The sequence below is a fragment of the Pseudomonas sp. SIMBA_067 genome (genome assembly GCF_046534675.1).
Taxonomy (GTDB): domain Bacteria; phylum Pseudomonadota; class Gammaproteobacteria; order Pseudomonadales; family Pseudomonadaceae; genus Aquipseudomonas; species Aquipseudomonas putida.
In genome coordinates this window covers 866295-882800 of record NZ_JAWRYH010000001.1, presented here as the reverse complement: position 1 = coordinate 882800, position 16506 = coordinate 866295, and the positions used below count along the sequence as shown (strand labels likewise).

Genomic DNA, 16506 nt, shown 5'->3' with positions numbered 1-16506 from the left:
AGCCTGATAAGAATGACGGAATATCGATGAAGACTCTTGGTGAGATGACAGAGCGCAACGCTCGCTATTTTCCTGCTGGCAATGCTTTCACCAGCGCCTCGCGCCGGGTGAGCAATTTTGAATTAGCCGAGCGTGCGCGTCGGCTTTCATCCCATCTCTATCGAGCGGGCTTGCGCCGACAGGACCGCGTGGCGATTCTGTCGACCAACTGTGTTGAATATTTTGAAACCTACCGTGCCTGTGAGTGGGCGGGATATATCGCGGCAACGGTGAATTTCCGCCTTGCGGCGCGGGAAGTTCATTACATTCTGCAGGATGCCTCGCCCAAGGTGCTGGTGTTCGAAGCGCAGTACACGGCGCTGGTCGACCAGCTGCGTGGCGAACTGCCCTCGATCGAACACTTTATTTGCATTGGCGTAACCCCGCAGTGGGCTACACCGTTCGAGCAAGCTGTTGGCGACGGGGACGAGGCGGGGCCTCCCATCCGTTCGCAGCCCGAAGATTTCGCCTACCTGATGTACACAAGCGGCACCACCGGCACGCCGAAGGGGGTAGTCCGAACCCACCACGCCATGTGCAGAACGGCAGAAAGTTGTGCATTGGTCACAGGTTTCAGCGGTGCGACGAGGGTATTGCAGACCACCCCGGCCTTTCACATTGGTGGCATTGGCTTCGTCAACTCCGCAGCGTGGATGGGTGGTTCAACGGTGGTGCAAGCGGGCTTCGATCCCCTCGCGGCAATGCGTGCTATCGAGGATGAACGGGTTTCATTCACGTTCATGGTCGCCGCCATGCTGCAGTCATTCCTTGACCACCCGCAGATAGACCAGTTCTGCCTCAAGTCCCTTGATCATGTGGTCACGGCTGCAGCGCCTATTCCAGTCCCGCTGTTGAAACGTGCCATCGACAAACTCGGCCCGATTTTCTCAGTCCAGTACGGGATGACTGAAAGCAATGCCTGTGCGTTACCACGTCATGAGGTAGACCCGTATGGGAGCGCCGACCAGATCAGACGTCTGGAATCGGTGGGTATCCCTGGCCCCGGGTTCGACCTGCGCATCGTCGATGACGAAGGCCGGGACTGTGACCAGGGTGTGCCTGGTGAGGTGTTGCTGCGCTCCGATACCCAACTGACCTGCTACTGGAACAATTCGGTAGCCACCATGGAAGCCCTGCGCGACGGCTGGTACCACACCGGTGACATGGGCTACCAGGATGCCGATGGCTACCTTTTCCTGGTCGATCGCAAGAAAGACATGATCATTTCCGGCGGTGAAAACATCTACAGCCGGGAAGTTGAAGTCGCGCTTGAGTTGCACCCCCACGTCGTTGAGTCCGCAGTCATTGGGATCCCGGACAGCAAATGGGGGGAGGCGGTGAAAGCCTTCATCGTACCCACTGCGGGAGCACACCTCAGCGAGGCCGAACTGATCGGCCACTGCAAGTCGGTCCTTGCAGGATACAAGTGCCCCAAGGCCATCGAGTTCGTCAGCGAGCTACCGCGGATCGCCACCGGGAAGATCAACAAGGTGGCTCTGCGTCAACGCGCTCAAGCTAGCCATGGTTAGGTGAAGATCATGCTGCCGCCCAGACCTACCCTCCATCGACAATGAGAGACTGCAGTATGAATTTCGAATTCAGCCCCGAGGATGAGCGCTTCCGTCAGGAAGTCCGGCAGTTTTTTCAAGAAAGCGTAAGCCCCGAAGTAGCACACTTCGGCTACGTGGGTGCACACCCTCCGCCCCGCGATGTTCTGCGCCAATGGCAGAAAACCCTTCACGCAAGGGGCTGGGGCGCGCCGCACTGGCCAGAGGCCCATGGTGGTACCGATTGGTCACCCATTCGCAAGCACATTTTCCTTGAGGAGATGCTCAACGCCAATGGCCTGGACTACGGCTGGCAAGGCACCCACATGATGGCCCCCGTGGTGATTGCGTTCGGCAACGCGTGGCAGCAGCAAACCTTCCTGCCTCCTCTGCTGGCAGGCGAGGTGTTCTGGTGCCAAGGCTTCTCCGAACCGAACGCAGGCTCGGATTTGGCCAGCCTGAAAACCCGTGCCGAACTTGACGAAAGCGGGACGCACTACGTGGTCAATGGCCAGAAAATCTGGACCAGCGATGCGACGATTGCCGACTGGGGCTTCTTCCTGGTTCGTACTGATTCGACCGTCAAGCCGCAGCGGGGCATTTCGTTTCTGCTCATCGACATGAAAACACCTGGTATTACCGTGCGCCCGATCATTTCCATCGACGGTGGGCATGGTCTGACGGAGGTTTTTCTGGAAAACGTCCGGGTGCCGAAGGAGCAGTTGGTCGGTGAGCCAGGCATGGGGTGGACCTATGCGAAATACCTTCTCGAGAAGGAGCGGACTTCCAGCGCATTCATCTACTTCAACAAGCGGGAGCTGGAAAAGGCCAAGGCCATCGCTAGATCGGAAATGATTGACGGTATACCGCTGCTCGATACCCCGGCGTTCGCCCGCAAGGTGGCGGAAATCGAATGCGACATTCTGGCGCTCGAATGGTCGGTACTGCGCATTCTCGCCAAGGAAGAGCTGCGCGATAACCTCGATGCTGTTGTCTCGACATTGAAAGTACGAGGTTCAGAACTGCAGCAGCGCGTAACAGAGCTGCAGGTCGATGCCATGGGGCCTCGCGCTCTGCGCTTCTTCACGCACGACATGCTGGAACAGGACGCACCTGAGGCTGCAGATGAAGTCTGGCCGGGCCACATGCTGGGACGTACCAACATGTACTTCTTCCAGCGCGCCGCGACCATTTACGGCGGGGCACGTGAAGTACAGAAGAACATCATCGCCAAACTGGCTTTCGGACTCTGAGGGTTTTCACATGGATTTCAATCTTTCCGAAGAGCAGTTGATGCTGCGCGATGGTGTAGAGCGTTATATCCGCGAGGATTACGGTTTTGAGCAGCGGCGGCACCAGGCGACTGCTGGTGAAGGCTTCAGCCGTGAACATTGGCAAACTTTTGCAGAACTTGGCTGGCTTGCATTGACACTGCCAGAGGATGTTGGCGGGCTGGACTGCTCATTCGTCGAGGCTGCAGTAGTACTCGAATCGTTTGGCCGGGGCATGGTGCTGGAGCCTTTCATCAGCAGTGTGATGTTGTGCGCGCGCATCGTTGACCGCTCGGGTAGCGATTACCACCGCAAGGATTTGCTGCCAGCCCTGGTCGAGGGACGTATGTTGCTTGCGTTTGCAGACAGCGAGTCGGGGTCGCGCTTCACGTTGGGGTGCGTCGACGATACCGTAGCGCGTCGTGCCGGCGATGGTTATCAGCTTGATGGCTTGAAGACACTGGTCTTCGATGCGCCCTCTGCCGACAAGCTCCTGGTCACTGCACGCCTGGATGACTATCAGCACCCGGCCGTATTCATCGTTGACCGCAAGGCCCCCGGCGTTGAGGTCATCGAATATGCGCTGGTAGATGGTACGCGGGCCGCCGATGTTCGGTTCAACCGGGTTGAGCTGGCTGCGGCGGCCTTGCTCATCGAACCTTCGCGCAGCCAGCCGATCCTTGAGGAAGCCTACGACCGTTCGGCGTTGGCCGTGGTCGCGCAGAGCCTTGGCGTGATGCACGGGGTCATGGACATGACGGCCGAGTACATCAAGACCCGTAACCAGTTCGGCCAGCCTATCGGCAAGTTCCAGGCCTTGCAGCATCGTATGGCTGAAATGTTCGTAGAAGCGCAACACGCACGTTCCATCCTGTTCCGCGGCATGGCGTACCTCGACAAGCCCGCCAATGAACGCCGCCGAGCAGTCTCGGCGGCGAAGGCCGCGACTGGCAAGGCTGGGCGGTTTGTTTGCGCCCAAGGCGTGCAACTGCATGGTGGTATTGGCATGACCGAGGAGTATCCGGTTGGCCACTATTTCCGTTTCATGACGCTGCTGGAAAAGCGCTTCGGTGACACGGATTACCATTTGGCGCGCTTCGCCAAGGGGTACTGAACGGTCGTGTAGTCACCCACCCTTTCACTCGAATGAGGACGGGCTAGCCATGAGTAAGGCAGGACGGAACACGTCGCTACTGAGCGCCACCAAGGTTCTGCTGGCGATTCCCGGATGCCCGGGTTTACGCGGCTTGGCGCAAGCCATGCGTGATCAAGGAGCGGCCTGCAGGGTACTGGACGCCGACCAGGACTTCACTGACCTTGCGGCTGTCGAAGCCGCAGTCGCTCGGGCCAAGTTGGCATTGGGGGGCATCGACGCGGTTGTCTTGGCTGTGGGTAATGCGCAGAGCCGCGATGCCCAGCCTGTGGTGGCGCTATCGCCTGAACAGTGGAGTTCGGCGTTGTTGGCCCCGCTGCGAACCAGCCGTCATTGCTTGCAAGCAGTATGGCGGGCTTTGGCCCCTGGCTCGGCAAGTGTTGTGCTGATTGGCCCTAACCTTTCACTCACGGGGGCGGGCGGGTTTGCTGCCCTGTCTGCATTGAGCGAGGCGCAGCGCGCAATGATGAAGTCGGCAGCGCGTCAGTGGGGAGGGCAAGGTATCCGGCTCAATTGGCTTGGGCTCGATCCCACTGTATTCGCGGGGCAACTGGTGGGCGCGGCCCTGCCGCTGAGTCCGGAAATGGGCCCACCACCGCCTGCGCTCGGGTTCGTCCCGGGGATCGAGACGGGGGTCGTGCAAACAATCGCGATGCTGGTCGGCGCTCGTGCCGTGACCGGTGCATCGATCCCCGTGGACGGTGGCGTATGGATGGTCCCATGAAAAAGACAATGCCGAGCAACAGCCTCGCGGGGCAAACTGCCCTGGTCACCGGAGCGGGCGGAGGTATCGGGAGGGGTATCGCTCTGGAGCTGGCCGCTGCGGGTGCGCAGGTAGTCGTGGCAGCGCGGCGGGGTACTACCGGCGAGGAGACCGCGCAGCTGATACGCGCCGAAGGGGGGCAAGCGCTGGCGATTGAGGCAGACGTCACGTGCCTGCTGGACATGCAACGTGCGGTCAATGCCGCCTTGGAGCGTTTCGCTGGGCTCGATATTCTCGTCCACAATGCCACCCACGGCGCCTCCGGCCATCCTAAGCAACTGCAGGACTTTGCAGACGACGATTGGGACGCCCAGGTCGCTGTTGACCTTGTGGGGGCACATCATTGCGCGCTTACGGCCCATGAAGCGTTAAGCGCCAGCGGCGCCGGCCGCATGATTCTGCTGTGTTCGACATTCGGCCTCCACGGCGCCGCCCTGAACCCTGCCTACGCAGCGATCAAGGGGGGTATTCGTGGCTTGACCAAGGCCCTGGCACGCGAGTGGGGGCCGCAGGGCATCACAGTCAATGCTATCTCGCCTTCAGCGCTTACGGCGGCATCGGCAGCGTTCTTCGACAGCAACCCAACACTGCGCGATGCGTACATCGCCAACTTTCCCCTCGGTCGCATGGGCCATGAACGTGACGATATCGGCAGGGCGGTGGTTGGGCTGTGTGGCGAAGGCATGGGGTACATCACGGGCCAGATCATCCAGGTCGATGGCGGGCTTTATACCGCGGTTTGAAACGGAGAACGAAGATGAATCGACTGACAGGCAAAGTTGCCATCGTGACCGGTGCTGCATGGTCGGCATGAGTCAGGACCTATTGCTGCAACGTCTGGAACGGGTGGAAGCGCACCTAGCCATAGGCCAGTTACCTGCACGCTATGCCTTGGCCGTAGACTCCCGCGATCTTGACAGCCTGGTTGGCCTGTTCGTGGACGATGTCGATTGCGGCCGCTGGGGCAAGGGGCGTGAGGCGCTCGCGGCGTTCTACGGCTCCGAGCCGATTCTCAAGGCGTTCCATCGCTGCGTTCACCAGATCTGCGGGCAGACCATTGATTTTCAGGATGCGGACCATGCCACTGGCACCGTGTATTGCCGGGCGGAGCATGAGGACGGCGAGCACTGGGTGGTCATGGCCATCTGTTATTTCGACCACTACCAGCGCCGGGATGGGCAATGGTTTTTCGTTCGACGCGATGAGCGCCACTGGTACTCCACCGACTGGTTGCAACGCCCTGGCAATCCCCAGTGGCAGAACTGGCCGGGCAAATACACGACCGAGCGCCACCAACCGCGCCTGCCCTCGAGTTTTCCAACCTGGGAAGGTTTCTGGTCCGGCTCTGGCAGCAACGCCCCTCGCCGATGATCTGTCACGCTATTTGAGGTGTTACTCCATGGACTCGCTACTGGCTCCACTGTTCGACCCCCTGCGCATCGGCTCGCTTCAGCTGAAAAATCGCATCGTCATGTCGCCGATGACCCGTAACTTCAGCCCTGGGGGTGTACCTGGCGAGAGGGTAGCCGGATATTACCGGCGACGTGCTGAAGGTGAGACCGGGTTGATCATCACCGAGGCCGTCGGGATCGATCACCCCGCAGCTTTGGGCGAGGCCGGGATCGGCGAATCGGATTTGCCTCACTTGTACGGTGAAAGCGCGCTAGCCGCCTGGCGCCGAGTGGTACAACAAGTCCATGAGGTCGGTGGTGTGGTCTTCCCGCAACTCTGGCACCAGGGGGTCATGCGCCGTCAGGGCACAGGCCCACACCCAGAGGTCGCCTCCATGCGGCCATCGGGCATCTGGGGACCGCAGGGAGGGCTGACCTCATCCCCGGATAGCTATGTACAAAGCCAACTGGTGCCTACCGAGCCCATGACTGAACGGGATATCGCCGACGTCATCCAGGCCTACGCACGCAGTGCTGCCCACGCCCGTGACTGCGGTTTCGATGGTATCGCCATACATGGCGGTCATGGCTACCTGATCGATAACTTCTTCTGGTCGATCACCAACCAACGGCGCGATAGCTGGGGTGGCAACCATCGCGAACGCAGCCGCTTTGCCGCTGAGGTGGTGCGTGCCATACGCAGCGCTGTGGGCCCGGAAATGCCGATCGTGTTTCGGTTCTCGCAGTGGAAGCAGCAGGATTTCAAGGCCAAGCTGGCCTACAACCCCTCAGAATTGGAACAGATGCTGACACCGATCGCCGAGGCGGGCGTTAGCGTCTTCGACGCCAGTGTGCGCTTCTTCGACCGCGCAGAATTCCCCGATCAAGGCGGTGAAGATGGCCTTTTGAACCTCGCTGGCTGGGCTAAGAAGCTGACCGGTTGCTTGTCCATGACAGTGGGTGGGGTTGGCCTGAACAACGGTATGTATGACAGCAACAAGAAAGGCGGGGCGCAGGCCAGTGACAACTTGCCTGCGTTGATGAAGCGATTTGATCGCGGTGAGTTCGACCTGGTGGGTGTTGGTCGCTCATTGCTGCAGGACCCACACTGGGCACGCAAGGCACGCCTGGGCCTTGATTTCGATGCGTTTTCCAATGAAGCGCTGTCGGCACTTAACTGACACATCCCGCTGCGATCACCTGACGTGCATCGCCTCATTCCAATAACAAGAGGGTGCAGCATGACTGCCCAAGACAACGATCAATGGCGTATAGCCATGCGTGAATGGCGCGAGCACTGGCGCTTAGGGCTGGCGGCATTGCTAGGCACGGGTGTGTGCCTTTCGGTGTGGCCTTCGGTGTCCAGCCTGTTCGTTGCGCCGCTGCAGGCAGCGTTTGGCTGGAGCAGGGGAGACATCGCACTGGCGCACAACGCCAGTCTCGCAGCCGCACTTATCGCTCCGGTGCTTGGCAGGCTGGTGGACCGTGTCGGTGTGCGTCCGGTGTTGCTTGCGGGGGTAATACTGACCGCCTGCGCCTATTTTTCACTGGCTTTGATGCACGGACCGCTACCGCTCTATTACTTGTTGTACGGGCTGCTCAGCGTATGCGGTGCAGCGACCACGGGTTTGACCTTCACCCGGGTGGTCACCGGCGCTTTCGAGCGCTCACGGGGACTGGCGCTGGCCATCACTCGATCAGGTCTGGCGTTATCGGGCGCTTTGTTACCACCGGCGGTGTTCGCCATTATCGCCACCTATGGTTGGCGCACCGGCTTCGTCGCCCTCGGTGGACTGATTTTGCTCACCGCTTTACCTACGGCCTGGTTATGGATAAGAGGCGCGAGCGTAGCTCCCACTTGCACCCCTGTGGGTAGCAAAGCTGAGGTTTCACTATGGGGGCTTTTGAAGAACCACAAAGTGATCCTGGTGTGCCTGGCCTCGGCATTGAACTATGCCCCTATCGTTGCCTTGCTCTCGCAGTTCCAGCCGTTACTGGTAGGGAAGGGGCTGGAGGCCGCTAGCGCCGCTGCACTGATCGGCGTGGTCGGCGTATCGGCGCTCATCGGCGCCTTTGTGACCGGGACGCTGGTCGACCGGATCTGGGCACCGCTGGTGGCTTGCCTATTCACCCTGGGCCCCGCGATAGGCTGCCTGTTGTTGCTACCGGAATCGCTCGAACCCTGGATGGCGGTTATCGCGTTGGTGTTGCTCGGCCTGGGCCAGGGAGCCGAGATCGACGTCGTGGCGTTCATGATCGCGCGATATTTCGGCATGCGCTCCTACGCCTCGATTTACGGCATCAGTGTTTTCTGCATCGCCGTGATGATCGCTGTGCAAGGCTCCCTGATTGGGCTTTCGTACGATTACTTCGGCAACTATAACGTGGCATTGATGGTGGCAGCCGGCTGTTTCGTGTTGGCGGCGCTCAGTTACCTCGGTATGGGGCGGTACCCGACGGGTGAACAGATATCCGCAGCCGCGATCGCTGCACGGGGCTCACCTGACGCGAGCGTGGTGCCCTCGAAATGACAGCCAAACCGGGCCGGCATCTTCTGCCGGCCTTCGCATTCGACCAGGAGCTTTGACAATGTCTGACAATGAAAACTGGAAAGCCGGTTACGACCTGATGGTCCGCATGATGGGCCCGGAATTTGCCAAAACAATGGAGGCCAACGTCAACTCAGGGCGTTTCGCCGCTGACGTCGGACGCATGGCCGTGGAACACGCATTCGGCGCCGTATGGTCACGCCCCGGGCTGGATCTGAAGACGCGTAGCGTTGTCGTGATCAGCACGTTGATCGCTCTGCGTCAGACCGAGGAGTTGCGCAATCATTTGCGCTTCGGCATCACCAACGGCCTGACAGCCGATGACATTCAAGAAGTGATCATTCAAACCGTCCCCTATGTTGGGTTTCCGGCGGTTTCCAGCGCGTTGGCCGTAGCGGTTGAGGTGCTGCGCGAGCGTGGCATGGACGGCGGGGCTCAAACCGCTGCTGAGACAGGACTGTTGTAACCCGCAATGAGAAGGGGCGGCCACGGCCATGATCGCCCCTTCAGTGTTCAGCGTCCTACACGCTGAAACGGCCTACGGCAACCTTTAGCTGTGAAACCAACATCGACAGTTGTCGGGACGCCTCCTCGGAGTGACCAGCACCGGCGGCTGTGCACTCCCCGGCACGGTTGATTTCCACGATAGTGCAATCCATCTCCATGGCAACCGCATGCTGCTGCTGGGCTGCAGCGGCGATTTGCAGGCTTTGTTCAAGGATGCGGCCAGCGCAGGCCAGGATGTTGCCAAAGGCGCTTTCCACCCGTTGCGACTGAGTCCTGCACAGGTTCGCCTTCTCATGGCTGGCGCTCATGGTGCTGACAGCGATGCTGACCCCTTGCCCAAGTGCTTCGATCATGTCCTCGATTTCGCGAGTGGACTGCTGGGTACGCTTGGCCAGGGTACGAACCTCGTCGGCCACCACGGCAAAGCCCCTGCCTTGCTCGCCGGCTCTTGCCGCTTCGATGGCGGCATTCAAGGCGAGCAAGTTGGTCTGTTGTGCGATGCCGTTGATGACATCGACGATGCGACCTATCTCATGGCTGTTTTGGGCAAGCTGGTTGATGGCCGTGACCGACCTTTCCATTTCCCCGCCAAGGTCTGCGATCGCGCCTACCTGCGTGCCCACCAGGGCCTGGCCGGTGATGGTCTGCTGATTGACCTGCCGGGCGCTGTCCACGGCCAGTGCTGCATTCCCCGCCACTGAATCTGCGGTCGACGACATCTGGCTCATGGCCGTTGCCAGCACGCCGATCTGGTCACGCTGATTCGAAATGGCCTGAAAGCCTTGAATAGAGTGCACTTCGACCTGCGCGGTGCTGTGTGCCACCTGTGCGGCGGTGGCGCTGACACCAACGATCAGCTCTCGTATGCGGGCAAGGGCGCGAGCAAGCGTGCGGCCGAGCTCACCCAGCTCGTCCCGGCTTGGCGGGACGTAGGCGGCCGTCATATCGCCATTGGCGACCTGCTCGAGCAGCTTACCCAACCCTCGCAGTGATGAACGAATGGATAGGTAGTAGCCCCCGAACAGGTAGGCGATGGTCAATAGCAGTAACACCTGCAGGGCTACGAAGGTCAGCAAATTGGCGACCTGGCGGTCGACCCGGCGTTGCAGGTTTTCGCCAATTCGATCGATCACTGCGCTGTTCAGCTGGTAGGTTTTAGCCATCTCCTCACTGACCTGGACGAAAAAAGTCTGCCACGTACCCTTGAGCTCATCGCCTACCAGCAATTCATTGGCCAGCAGGCGCTGCTGTTGAGCCAGCGTTTGCAAGCTTTGCGCGCCTGGTTGGTCCAGCGCTGGATCGTGCAGATCCGCAAGCGTCTGGCGGTACTCGTCTTCCAGGCCGCCCAGGGTCATAAGGTTTTGTTCCAGCCGTATGGCGTTGGCTGATCCGAGTTGCTGGTCGAGCATAACCAAGGCTCCGAGCCCACGGGTCGTGCCCAGCGCTGCGACGACCCGCGGCGTACTGCTGGTCACCAGGTCGACCAATTGCCGGTTCACACGGCTTCGATCTTGTGAGAGGCCGGCTTCGGAAACAATTGCCTTGTTCAAGTTCAACGCATGTGCCAATTGCTTGCGGCGGATTTCCAGTTTGGTTGACCAGCGTGCCTCTTGATTGGCAGCGCGCAGGCCTGCGACGAGTGCGTCGCGCTTTTCGCCAAGAACACTTTCCTCGCCCCAGGGTATGCCGTCCAGACGTTGTAGGGCCTCAGCTTCAAGGGCCTCAACCTGCCTGATCGCCTCGGCGGCGCGGCCTGTAGTGCCATGTACCAGCAGCAACTCAGACAGATCGACGAGTGTTTGAAGATCCCGACTGACATCCAATGCCGTGCGTAGTGTGCCCAGGCTATCCAGTTCAACACGGGTTGTAGTGATTTGCCCGTAGATATCGCGGGTCAGGTAATACTCGGCTGCCAGCAATGGCAGCAGCAGCAGTGCGCAGATCAAGCTGGACTTCAGGGTGAAGCTCAAACGGTTCATTAACACGATCGCTGGGGTCAGCAAGAATTGCATGTCGGCTTCCTTTCCCGTTTGGGTATCGGTTCTTGTTGTTGTAAGGGGCGGGCACATCCAACGTGCGGTCGCACGGGTGCAGGACCGGTTGCAGGTGAGTGCGGCCAGGGGGTGTCGAGAGAGGTCTTGATTGGAGCAGCCTGCCCGGGCGGGCAGGCTGCTGTAACGCGGATACCTAAGCAGTTCTGGCCGTTGCGGCCTTTTTGTGACTTGGCTCGGCTGCCGCTTCTGAGCGCATTTCTGGCGCCTCCAGGCTGGCCGCCTGTGCCTGTTGACGCTGTTCACGGCTTTGCAGCAGGAAGTACGAAAGTGCCGGAATCAGAATCAGAGCGCCCAGCATGTTCCAGAGGAACATGAACGCCAGGAGAATGCCCATGTCCGCCTGGAACTTGATCGGTGACCATGCCCAGGTGATCACGCCCGCGGCCATGGTCATGCCGACCAACGCGACGACCCGCCCAGTGAACTGCAAGGAAGCGGTGTAAGCCTGGAACAAGGTGACACCACGGCGCTGCAACAGCAGCTGCACCGACAACAGGTACAGCGCATAGTCGACCCCAACGCCAACCCCCAGTGCGATCACCGGAAGGGTCGCTACCTTGACCCCAATACCAAGCCAGACCATGAGTGCTTCGCACAGTACCGTGGTGATCAGCAAAGGAATCAATGCGACCAATACGGCACGCCAGCTGCGGAACGTGATAAGGCACAGCAGGATCACACCCACATAGAGCAGCCCATGCATTTTGTAGAATGACTCTTTCACCACAATGTTGGTCACCGCCTCGATTCCCGCACTCCCGGCCGCTGGCAGGAATTGCACTTCGGCGCTGTTGTGCTCTTTGGCAAATGCTTCGGCGCGTTCCAGCACGCGGCTGAGGGTACTTGCCTTGTGATCGCTCAGATACGCCATGACCGGGAACACCGAGCATTTAGGGTTGAGCACGTCCGGATTGTTGACCAGCACTTGCGAGGCCGCGTAGCCCAGCGACCGCGGCTCGCGGATGATGCTGTTCCATTTGAAGTAGCCTTCATAGGTGCCCGCGACGCCACGCTTGGTGAGCGTGGCAAAGGACTCAGTGGCTTGCACACCCGGGACATGGCTCAGTTCCCAGCCCAGCCGATCTGCTTCGAGCAAGTTGCTGAAATGGTCACAGACGTTAGGTTGGGTCTTCACCAGGATCGCAAACTGGTCGTTGGACAACCCGTAGTTCGCCGTGACGAACGCGACATCCCGGTTGTAACGCGATTCTGGCCACAGTTCGGGGGCGCCAGCACTCAGGTCGCCGATTTGCAGGTCGTGGCGAACGAACAATGCGGCGGTGCTAAGCAGGGCAGCGACGATGACCGCGCCCCATGCCCACTTACGTTGGGTAAAGGCTGCAAAGAAGGCCCAGATCCGGGTGGGTTGGCTGTGATCGCCGCTCTGCTCGCGCAACGAGCGCTCGGCAGCGTGCTGGCCCACACCCGTGTAGGAAAGAAGGATAGGGATCAGTATCAGCTTGGTGAAAATCAGTACCGAGACGCCGATGCTGGTGGTCAGCGCGAGATCCCTGATCACCGGGATATCGACAATCATCAGCACCGCGAAACCAACAACGTTGGCCAACAGAGCTGTGAGTCCCGCCATGAACAAACGTCGGAAGGTGTAGCGCGCCGCCACATACTTGTGAGTCCCACGCCCGATGTCCTGCATGATGCCGTTCATTTTCTGCGCACCGTGGGACAACCCGATGGCAAAAATGAGGAAGGGCACCAGTATCGTATAAGGATCCAGTTCGTAACCTGTCAGATGCATGAGCCCCAACAGCCAGACCACGCCCAATATTGAAACGGCGACCAGCATAAGGGTACTGCGCAGACAACGCGTGTAGCCATATACGAACACGGTGGCGATCAATGCAGAGATGCCGAAAAACATCAGGACTTTGTCCAAGCCCTGGATCAGATCACCCACCAGCTTCGAGAAGCCAACGATGTGAATTTTGATACCGTCACGTTCCTTGCTGCGCACGTTCTCTTCAAGGGCTTGAGACAACGCTTTGTAGTCAATGGGCAACCCAGTGTCGGCGTAGCGGTCCAGTACTGGCACGGTGATCATCGAAGACTTGTAATCATTCGCCACTATCCGTCCTGGAGCCCCAGAGCGATTCAGGTTCTCGCGTAACTCAGCGAGCTTTTCCGCAGAGCCATCGAAATGGTCGGGCATGACCGGGCCGCCGCGCATGCCATCTTCGGTTACCTGGTTCCAACGCAGGATCGGGGTCCATAGCGATTTCATCCAAGGCCGATCAAGGCCGGGCGTCAGGAACACCTCATCGTTGACCTCCCGCAAGGTCTGGAGATAGGCCGGGTCGAAGATATCGCCGTCGGTATTTTCGACCACGATACGCAGGCTGTTGCCCAAACCACTCAGTTCGTTGCGGTTGTCGATGAAGTTTTGAATGTAGGGGTGTGAGGTGGGGATCATCCGGTCGAAATTGGCGTTCACGACCAGGCGTGTTGCTTGCCAGCCCAGAATCAAAGATACCAATGCAATGATCAGTATGATCACCGCGCGGTAATTGAAAATAAGTCGCTCGACGCGGTTACCGGTCTTCTCATCGAAATCTCGACGATGCGTGATCACGGGATATTTGTCCGTGGCCTGGTCCATCTTTATAGCCATCGCGGTTTCTCCGATGGGGAAGCAGGTGCTCGCGCTGTCCAGAGGACGCACGACTCATTGTTGTTCAGGGTTGCGCGACGAGCCGTACCCCATCAGGGCCGATTGCCACGAGTCCGGAACTGGCAGGGGTCACCCCATAGACAGGCATGCGACCAGCCGATAATTTGCTGGCAATGCGACTGCCGTCTGCACTGCTGACCAACAAGGTTCCACCAGCGGTGGCCAGCACGAACCTGCCATCAGCCAGCTGGGTGCCCGCGTTGATCGCGTCACTGCTACCGGTATCCAATTTGATCCAGGAGTTCCCGTCGTCACGGCTGATGAATGCATTGCCGCGTAGGCCGAAGACCACCAGCAAGCCCTCTCGGCCTGTCAGGCCAAAGAACGAGCCAGGGTAAGGGCTCTCAAGCTTGACGAAACGCTGCTGGTCCCGATCCAGTCGCATGAGTAGCCCCAATTCACCAACGATGTAGACGTGGTCGCCTACCTTTTTGATGGCATGCAGCGAGTATTCATCGGGGTTCTCAGTACGGTCCATCCATGGCTGCCAGTGTTTGCCGCCATCGTTGGTGTGCAAAATCAGGTTGTACGCGCCTATAGCCCAACCGTTTTTCTCGTCATCGAAGTACACATCCATCAGTGGCCGTACGGGCCCGCTCTGCTGCAGTGTCTGTGCGTTCTCTTTGGCCCGATCCAGGGCTTCACTGCTGCCAGTCACCCTCGCGTAATATTGAGTCGAGAGCTCGCCGATCTGCCGCCCATCCAATTGGTGTGTCCAGCTTTTTCCGCCGTCTTCGCTGTGCAAGACGACGCCGTCATGGCCCACCGCCCAGCCCTGCGAAACGGTGGGAAAATAGACCGCAGTCAAGTCGCTGCTTAGAGGTACTTTGCTTTGGGTAAAGTGCTCGCCGGCATCCATTGAGCGCAGTACATGGCCCCGTGGGCCTACTGCTACCAACTGCTTGCCACCATTACCCGCGAGCCCGTAAAGCGCCGAGCGAACAGCTCTGTCCGACATCATCGCGGGCTGATCGAGCGGGTCGGTGAAGGCTAGGGCGGGGGCTATGCAGGCACACATTCCTCCGCTCAACGCCAGCACCTTGAGTAGTGCTTTCATTATTCTTCTCCCAGTCTTGTAGAACACCGGTGCAACGTGGAACACCGGTCATCGCTATGAAAGCGGAACGACAGCAGCAGGCGAGCCTGCTGCTGTCGTATCCATCAACGCTGCGATTGACGGGCCAGCGATTCAGGCGTGAAGAACTGGACAGGTTGCATCTTGGCTTGCGGGAAGATGCCGCCGCGAGCCCCGCCGGTGATGCTGGAGTGGTAGTAAACCCCAGTGGCGAAGTCGAACAACCAGGTGGACGACGTGTGCGGGATCTGTTTGTCATACATTTGATAAGCCGGCATGTAGACGCCCTTGGCCAATTTGCCTGAAGCATCCCACGCATCCGTCATGCCAGCGCCGAGGATGTCCTCATCGTAGTAGAGGGTACGCTTGGGCTGGACGTGCCGCATGCCTGGTTTCAGGGTCAACTCGACCACGTGTACCCGGTGCAGTTCCCAGCGGGTGGCCTCAGGGTTTGGGTGATTCGGCTGGAGAAGGTCATCGGGCGAGGTCGACGCCCAGTCGTAGTTGTTATAGGGAATGATCATCTCTTTCTTGCCCACATACTTGAAATCGTACCGGTCTTGCTTGCCCGAGAAGCCGTAGATTTCGTCGTAGAGCATGGCGCCGCCCGATGTGGAGACCGGGAAGTCATACTCGGCGTCCGGCGAGCGCCGCACCCGACGTTGGCCTGGGGAGTAAGCCCACGTTGGGTTTGGCGTCGCTACCGGGTTGAGGTAGAAGCGCTGCAAGTTGCCCTCACCCACGTTTCGAGAGGGGGCCGTGTAGATGTTCAGCTGGGTCAGATAGGTGCCGATAGACGCGAACTTGTCGACATCCAGCTCCTTGTTGTAGTACTGCGCGTCGCCCCGGTTGTTGATGCCCCCTGTCAGTACGCGGCTACCCTTGGAATCGACGTACCAACCCTCACCCTTGGTAATGTTGGATTCACCTTTATATTGCAGTTGAGCATTCCAGACGACCTCATGACCTGTTTTGGGGATGGGGAATGGAACACCACCAAAGCAGCCCTCGACGGCCAAGCCGTCCTCGATGGTCTTACAGCGGGTGGCATTGGCAATACTGTTCTGATTGATCCAGTCTGGGTAGTTCGCGGTCCGGTGCGTCGGGTAAACCGGCACTTTGTAGGTATCCGGGAAGCGCTTGATCAGCGCTTTGGTGCTTTCGGACAGCTTGTCGGCATACTGATCGACGTTTTTCGCGGTGATCACGTACAGCGGTTTTTCATTGGCGAATGGATTGACCCAATGCCCGCTATCAGGCTGAAAACCTGCTGGTCTGCTTGTAGTGGGGAGGCCGCCAGTGTAGGCAGGAATGGTGCCGTCCTTGTTGCCTGCGATCTCGGCCCCCCACGGGGTGAGCGACTTACCCAGCTCGGCGGCTTCCTGCGGCGAAACGGCTGCATGAGCGGCACTGGCTGAAAGGATGGCTAAAGCCAGCGTTGGGGTCGTTAATTTCATGCTGGAACTCCCGA

At 59.4% G+C, this 16506-nt stretch carries 13 protein-coding genes and 1 pseudogene; 9 read left to right on the top strand and 5 right to left on the bottom strand.

Annotation, left to right across the window (positions count from 1 at the left end; translation table 11 throughout):
* The first annotated feature begins 26 nt into the window (after positions 1-26).
* From SB765_RS04070 to SB765_RS04030, 9 genes are all read left to right on the top strand, one after another.
* Positions 27-1568 carry a class I adenylate-forming enzyme family protein gene (locus SB765_RS04070; RefSeq protein ID WP_410910248.1) on the top strand — a complete coding sequence of 514 codons (1542 nt, stop codon included), beginning with the start codon at positions 27-29 and terminating at the stop codon, positions 1566-1568.
* Between the two features lie 56 nt (positions 1569-1624).
* Positions 1625-2839 carry an acyl-CoA dehydrogenase family protein gene (locus SB765_RS04065; protein ID WP_410910249.1) on the top strand — a complete coding sequence of 405 codons (1215 nt, stop codon included), beginning with the start codon at positions 1625-1627 and terminating at the stop codon, positions 2837-2839.
* A 10-nt stretch (positions 2840-2849) separates the two neighbouring features.
* Positions 2850-3971: an acyl-CoA dehydrogenase family protein gene (locus SB765_RS04060; protein ID WP_410910250.1), complete on the top strand. Its 1122-nt coding sequence runs from the start codon at positions 2850-2852 to the stop codon at positions 3969-3971.
* 145 nt (positions 3972-4116) lie between these two features.
* Complete coding sequence (locus tag SB765_RS04055; RefSeq protein ID WP_410910251.1) at positions 4117-4734, top strand: SDR family oxidoreductase; 618 nt, start codon at positions 4117-4119, stop codon at positions 4732-4734.
* On the top strand, positions 4731-5516 hold the full coding sequence (locus tag SB765_RS04050) for an SDR family NAD(P)-dependent oxidoreductase (RefSeq protein ID WP_410910252.1): 786 nt from the start codon (positions 4731-4733) through the stop codon (positions 5514-5516). Before SB765_RS04055 ends, SB765_RS04050 begins: the two co-directional genes overlap by 4 nt.
* A gap of 67 nt (positions 5517-5583) precedes the next feature.
* Positions 5584-6144, top strand: a complete 561-nt coding sequence (locus SB765_RS04045) for a nuclear transport factor 2 family protein (RefSeq protein ID WP_410930970.1) — start codon at positions 5584-5586, stop codon at positions 6142-6144.
* A 28-nt stretch (positions 6145-6172) separates the two neighbouring features.
* Entirely contained in the window at positions 6173-7345 is a 1173-nt protein-coding gene (locus tag SB765_RS04040) for an NADH:flavin oxidoreductase (RefSeq protein ID WP_341798532.1), read from the top strand.
* Positions 7346-7405: 60 nt separating this feature from the next.
* Complete coding sequence (locus SB765_RS04035) at positions 7406-8695, top strand: MFS transporter (protein ID WP_410910254.1); 1290 nt, start codon at positions 7406-7408, stop codon at positions 8693-8695.
* A gap of 58 nt (positions 8696-8753) precedes the next feature.
* On the top strand, positions 8754-9179 hold the full coding sequence (locus SB765_RS04030) for a carboxymuconolactone decarboxylase family protein (protein ID WP_341798534.1): 426 nt from the start codon (positions 8754-8756) through the stop codon (positions 9177-9179).
* 55 nt (positions 9180-9234) lie between these two features.
* On the opposite strand, the gene SB765_RS04025 is transcribed toward SB765_RS04030, so the two are convergent.
* The 5 genes and pseudogenes from SB765_RS04025 to SB765_RS04005 form a co-directional block, all read right to left on the bottom strand.
* Complete coding sequence (locus tag SB765_RS04025) at positions 9235-9948, bottom strand: methyl-accepting chemotaxis protein (protein WP_410910418.1); 714 nt, start codon at positions 9946-9948, stop codon at positions 9235-9237.
* A 141-nt stretch (positions 9949-10089) separates the two neighbouring features.
* Positions 10090-10383 (bottom strand): annotated as a pseudogene (locus tag SB765_RS04020) (methyl-accepting chemotaxis protein); the annotation flags it as partial.
* 1024 nt (positions 10384-11407) lie between these two features.
* Positions 11408-13888 carry an efflux RND transporter permease subunit gene (locus tag SB765_RS04015; protein ID WP_410930969.1) on the bottom strand — a complete coding sequence of 827 codons (2481 nt, stop codon included), beginning with the start codon at positions 13886-13888 and terminating at the stop codon, positions 11408-11410.
* A 76-nt stretch (positions 13889-13964) separates the two neighbouring features.
* Positions 13965-15017 (bottom strand): YCF48-related protein, encoded by a 1053-nt coding sequence (locus SB765_RS04010; RefSeq protein ID WP_410910256.1) that lies wholly within the window; start codon positions 15015-15017, stop codon positions 13965-13967.
* A gap of 104 nt (positions 15018-15121) precedes the next feature.
* The gene (locus SB765_RS04005) at positions 15122-16492 is read right to left on the bottom strand and encodes a DUF1329 domain-containing protein (protein ID WP_410910257.1); all 1371 of its coding nucleotides are present in this window, start codon (positions 16490-16492) and stop codon (positions 15122-15124) included.
* Between the last annotated feature and the right edge of the window lie 14 nt (positions 16493-16506).

Bases quoted from the DNA above. Each gene is read 5' to 3' on its own strand.
- SB765_RS04040 (WP_341798532.1), top strand. From the start codon at position 6,173: ATGGACTCGCTACTGGCTCCACTGTTCGACCCCCTGCGCATCGGCTCG.
- SB765_RS04030 (WP_341798534.1), top strand. From the start codon at position 8,754: ATGTCTGACAATGAAAACTGGAAAGCCGGTTACGACCTGATGGTCCGC.
- SB765_RS04015 (WP_410930969.1), bottom strand. From the start codon at position 13,888: ATGGACCAGGCCACGGACAAATATCCCGTGATCACGCATCGTCGAGAT.
- SB765_RS04035 (WP_410910254.1), top strand. From the start codon at position 7,406: ATGACTGCCCAAGACAACGATCAATGGCGTATAGCCATGCGTGAATGG.
- SB765_RS04070 (WP_410910248.1), top strand. From the start codon at position 27: ATGAAGACTCTTGGTGAGATGACAGAGCGCAACGCTCGCTATTTTCCT.
- SB765_RS04065 (WP_410910249.1), top strand. From the start codon at position 1,625: ATGAATTTCGAATTCAGCCCCGAGGATGAGCGCTTCCGTCAGGAAGTC.
- SB765_RS04005 (WP_410910257.1), bottom strand. From the start codon at position 16,492: ATGAAATTAACGACCCCAACGCTGGCTTTAGCCATCCTTTCAGCCAGT.
- SB765_RS04045 (WP_410930970.1), top strand. From the start codon at position 5,584: ATGAGTCAGGACCTATTGCTGCAACGTCTGGAACGGGTGGAAGCGCAC.
- SB765_RS04050 (WP_410910252.1), top strand. From the start codon at position 4,731: ATGAAAAAGACAATGCCGAGCAACAGCCTCGCGGGGCAAACTGCCCTG.
- SB765_RS04025 (WP_410910418.1), bottom strand. From the start codon at position 9,948: ATGAGCCAGATGTCGTCGACCGCAGATTCAGTGGCGGGGAATGCAGCA.
- SB765_RS04055 (WP_410910251.1), top strand. From the start codon at position 4,117: ATGCGTGATCAAGGAGCGGCCTGCAGGGTACTGGACGCCGACCAGGAC.
- SB765_RS04010 (WP_410910256.1), bottom strand. From the start codon at position 15,017: ATGAAAGCACTACTCAAGGTGCTGGCGTTGAGCGGAGGAATGTGTGCC.
- SB765_RS04060 (WP_410910250.1), top strand. From the start codon at position 2,850: ATGGATTTCAATCTTTCCGAAGAGCAGTTGATGCTGCGCGATGGTGTA.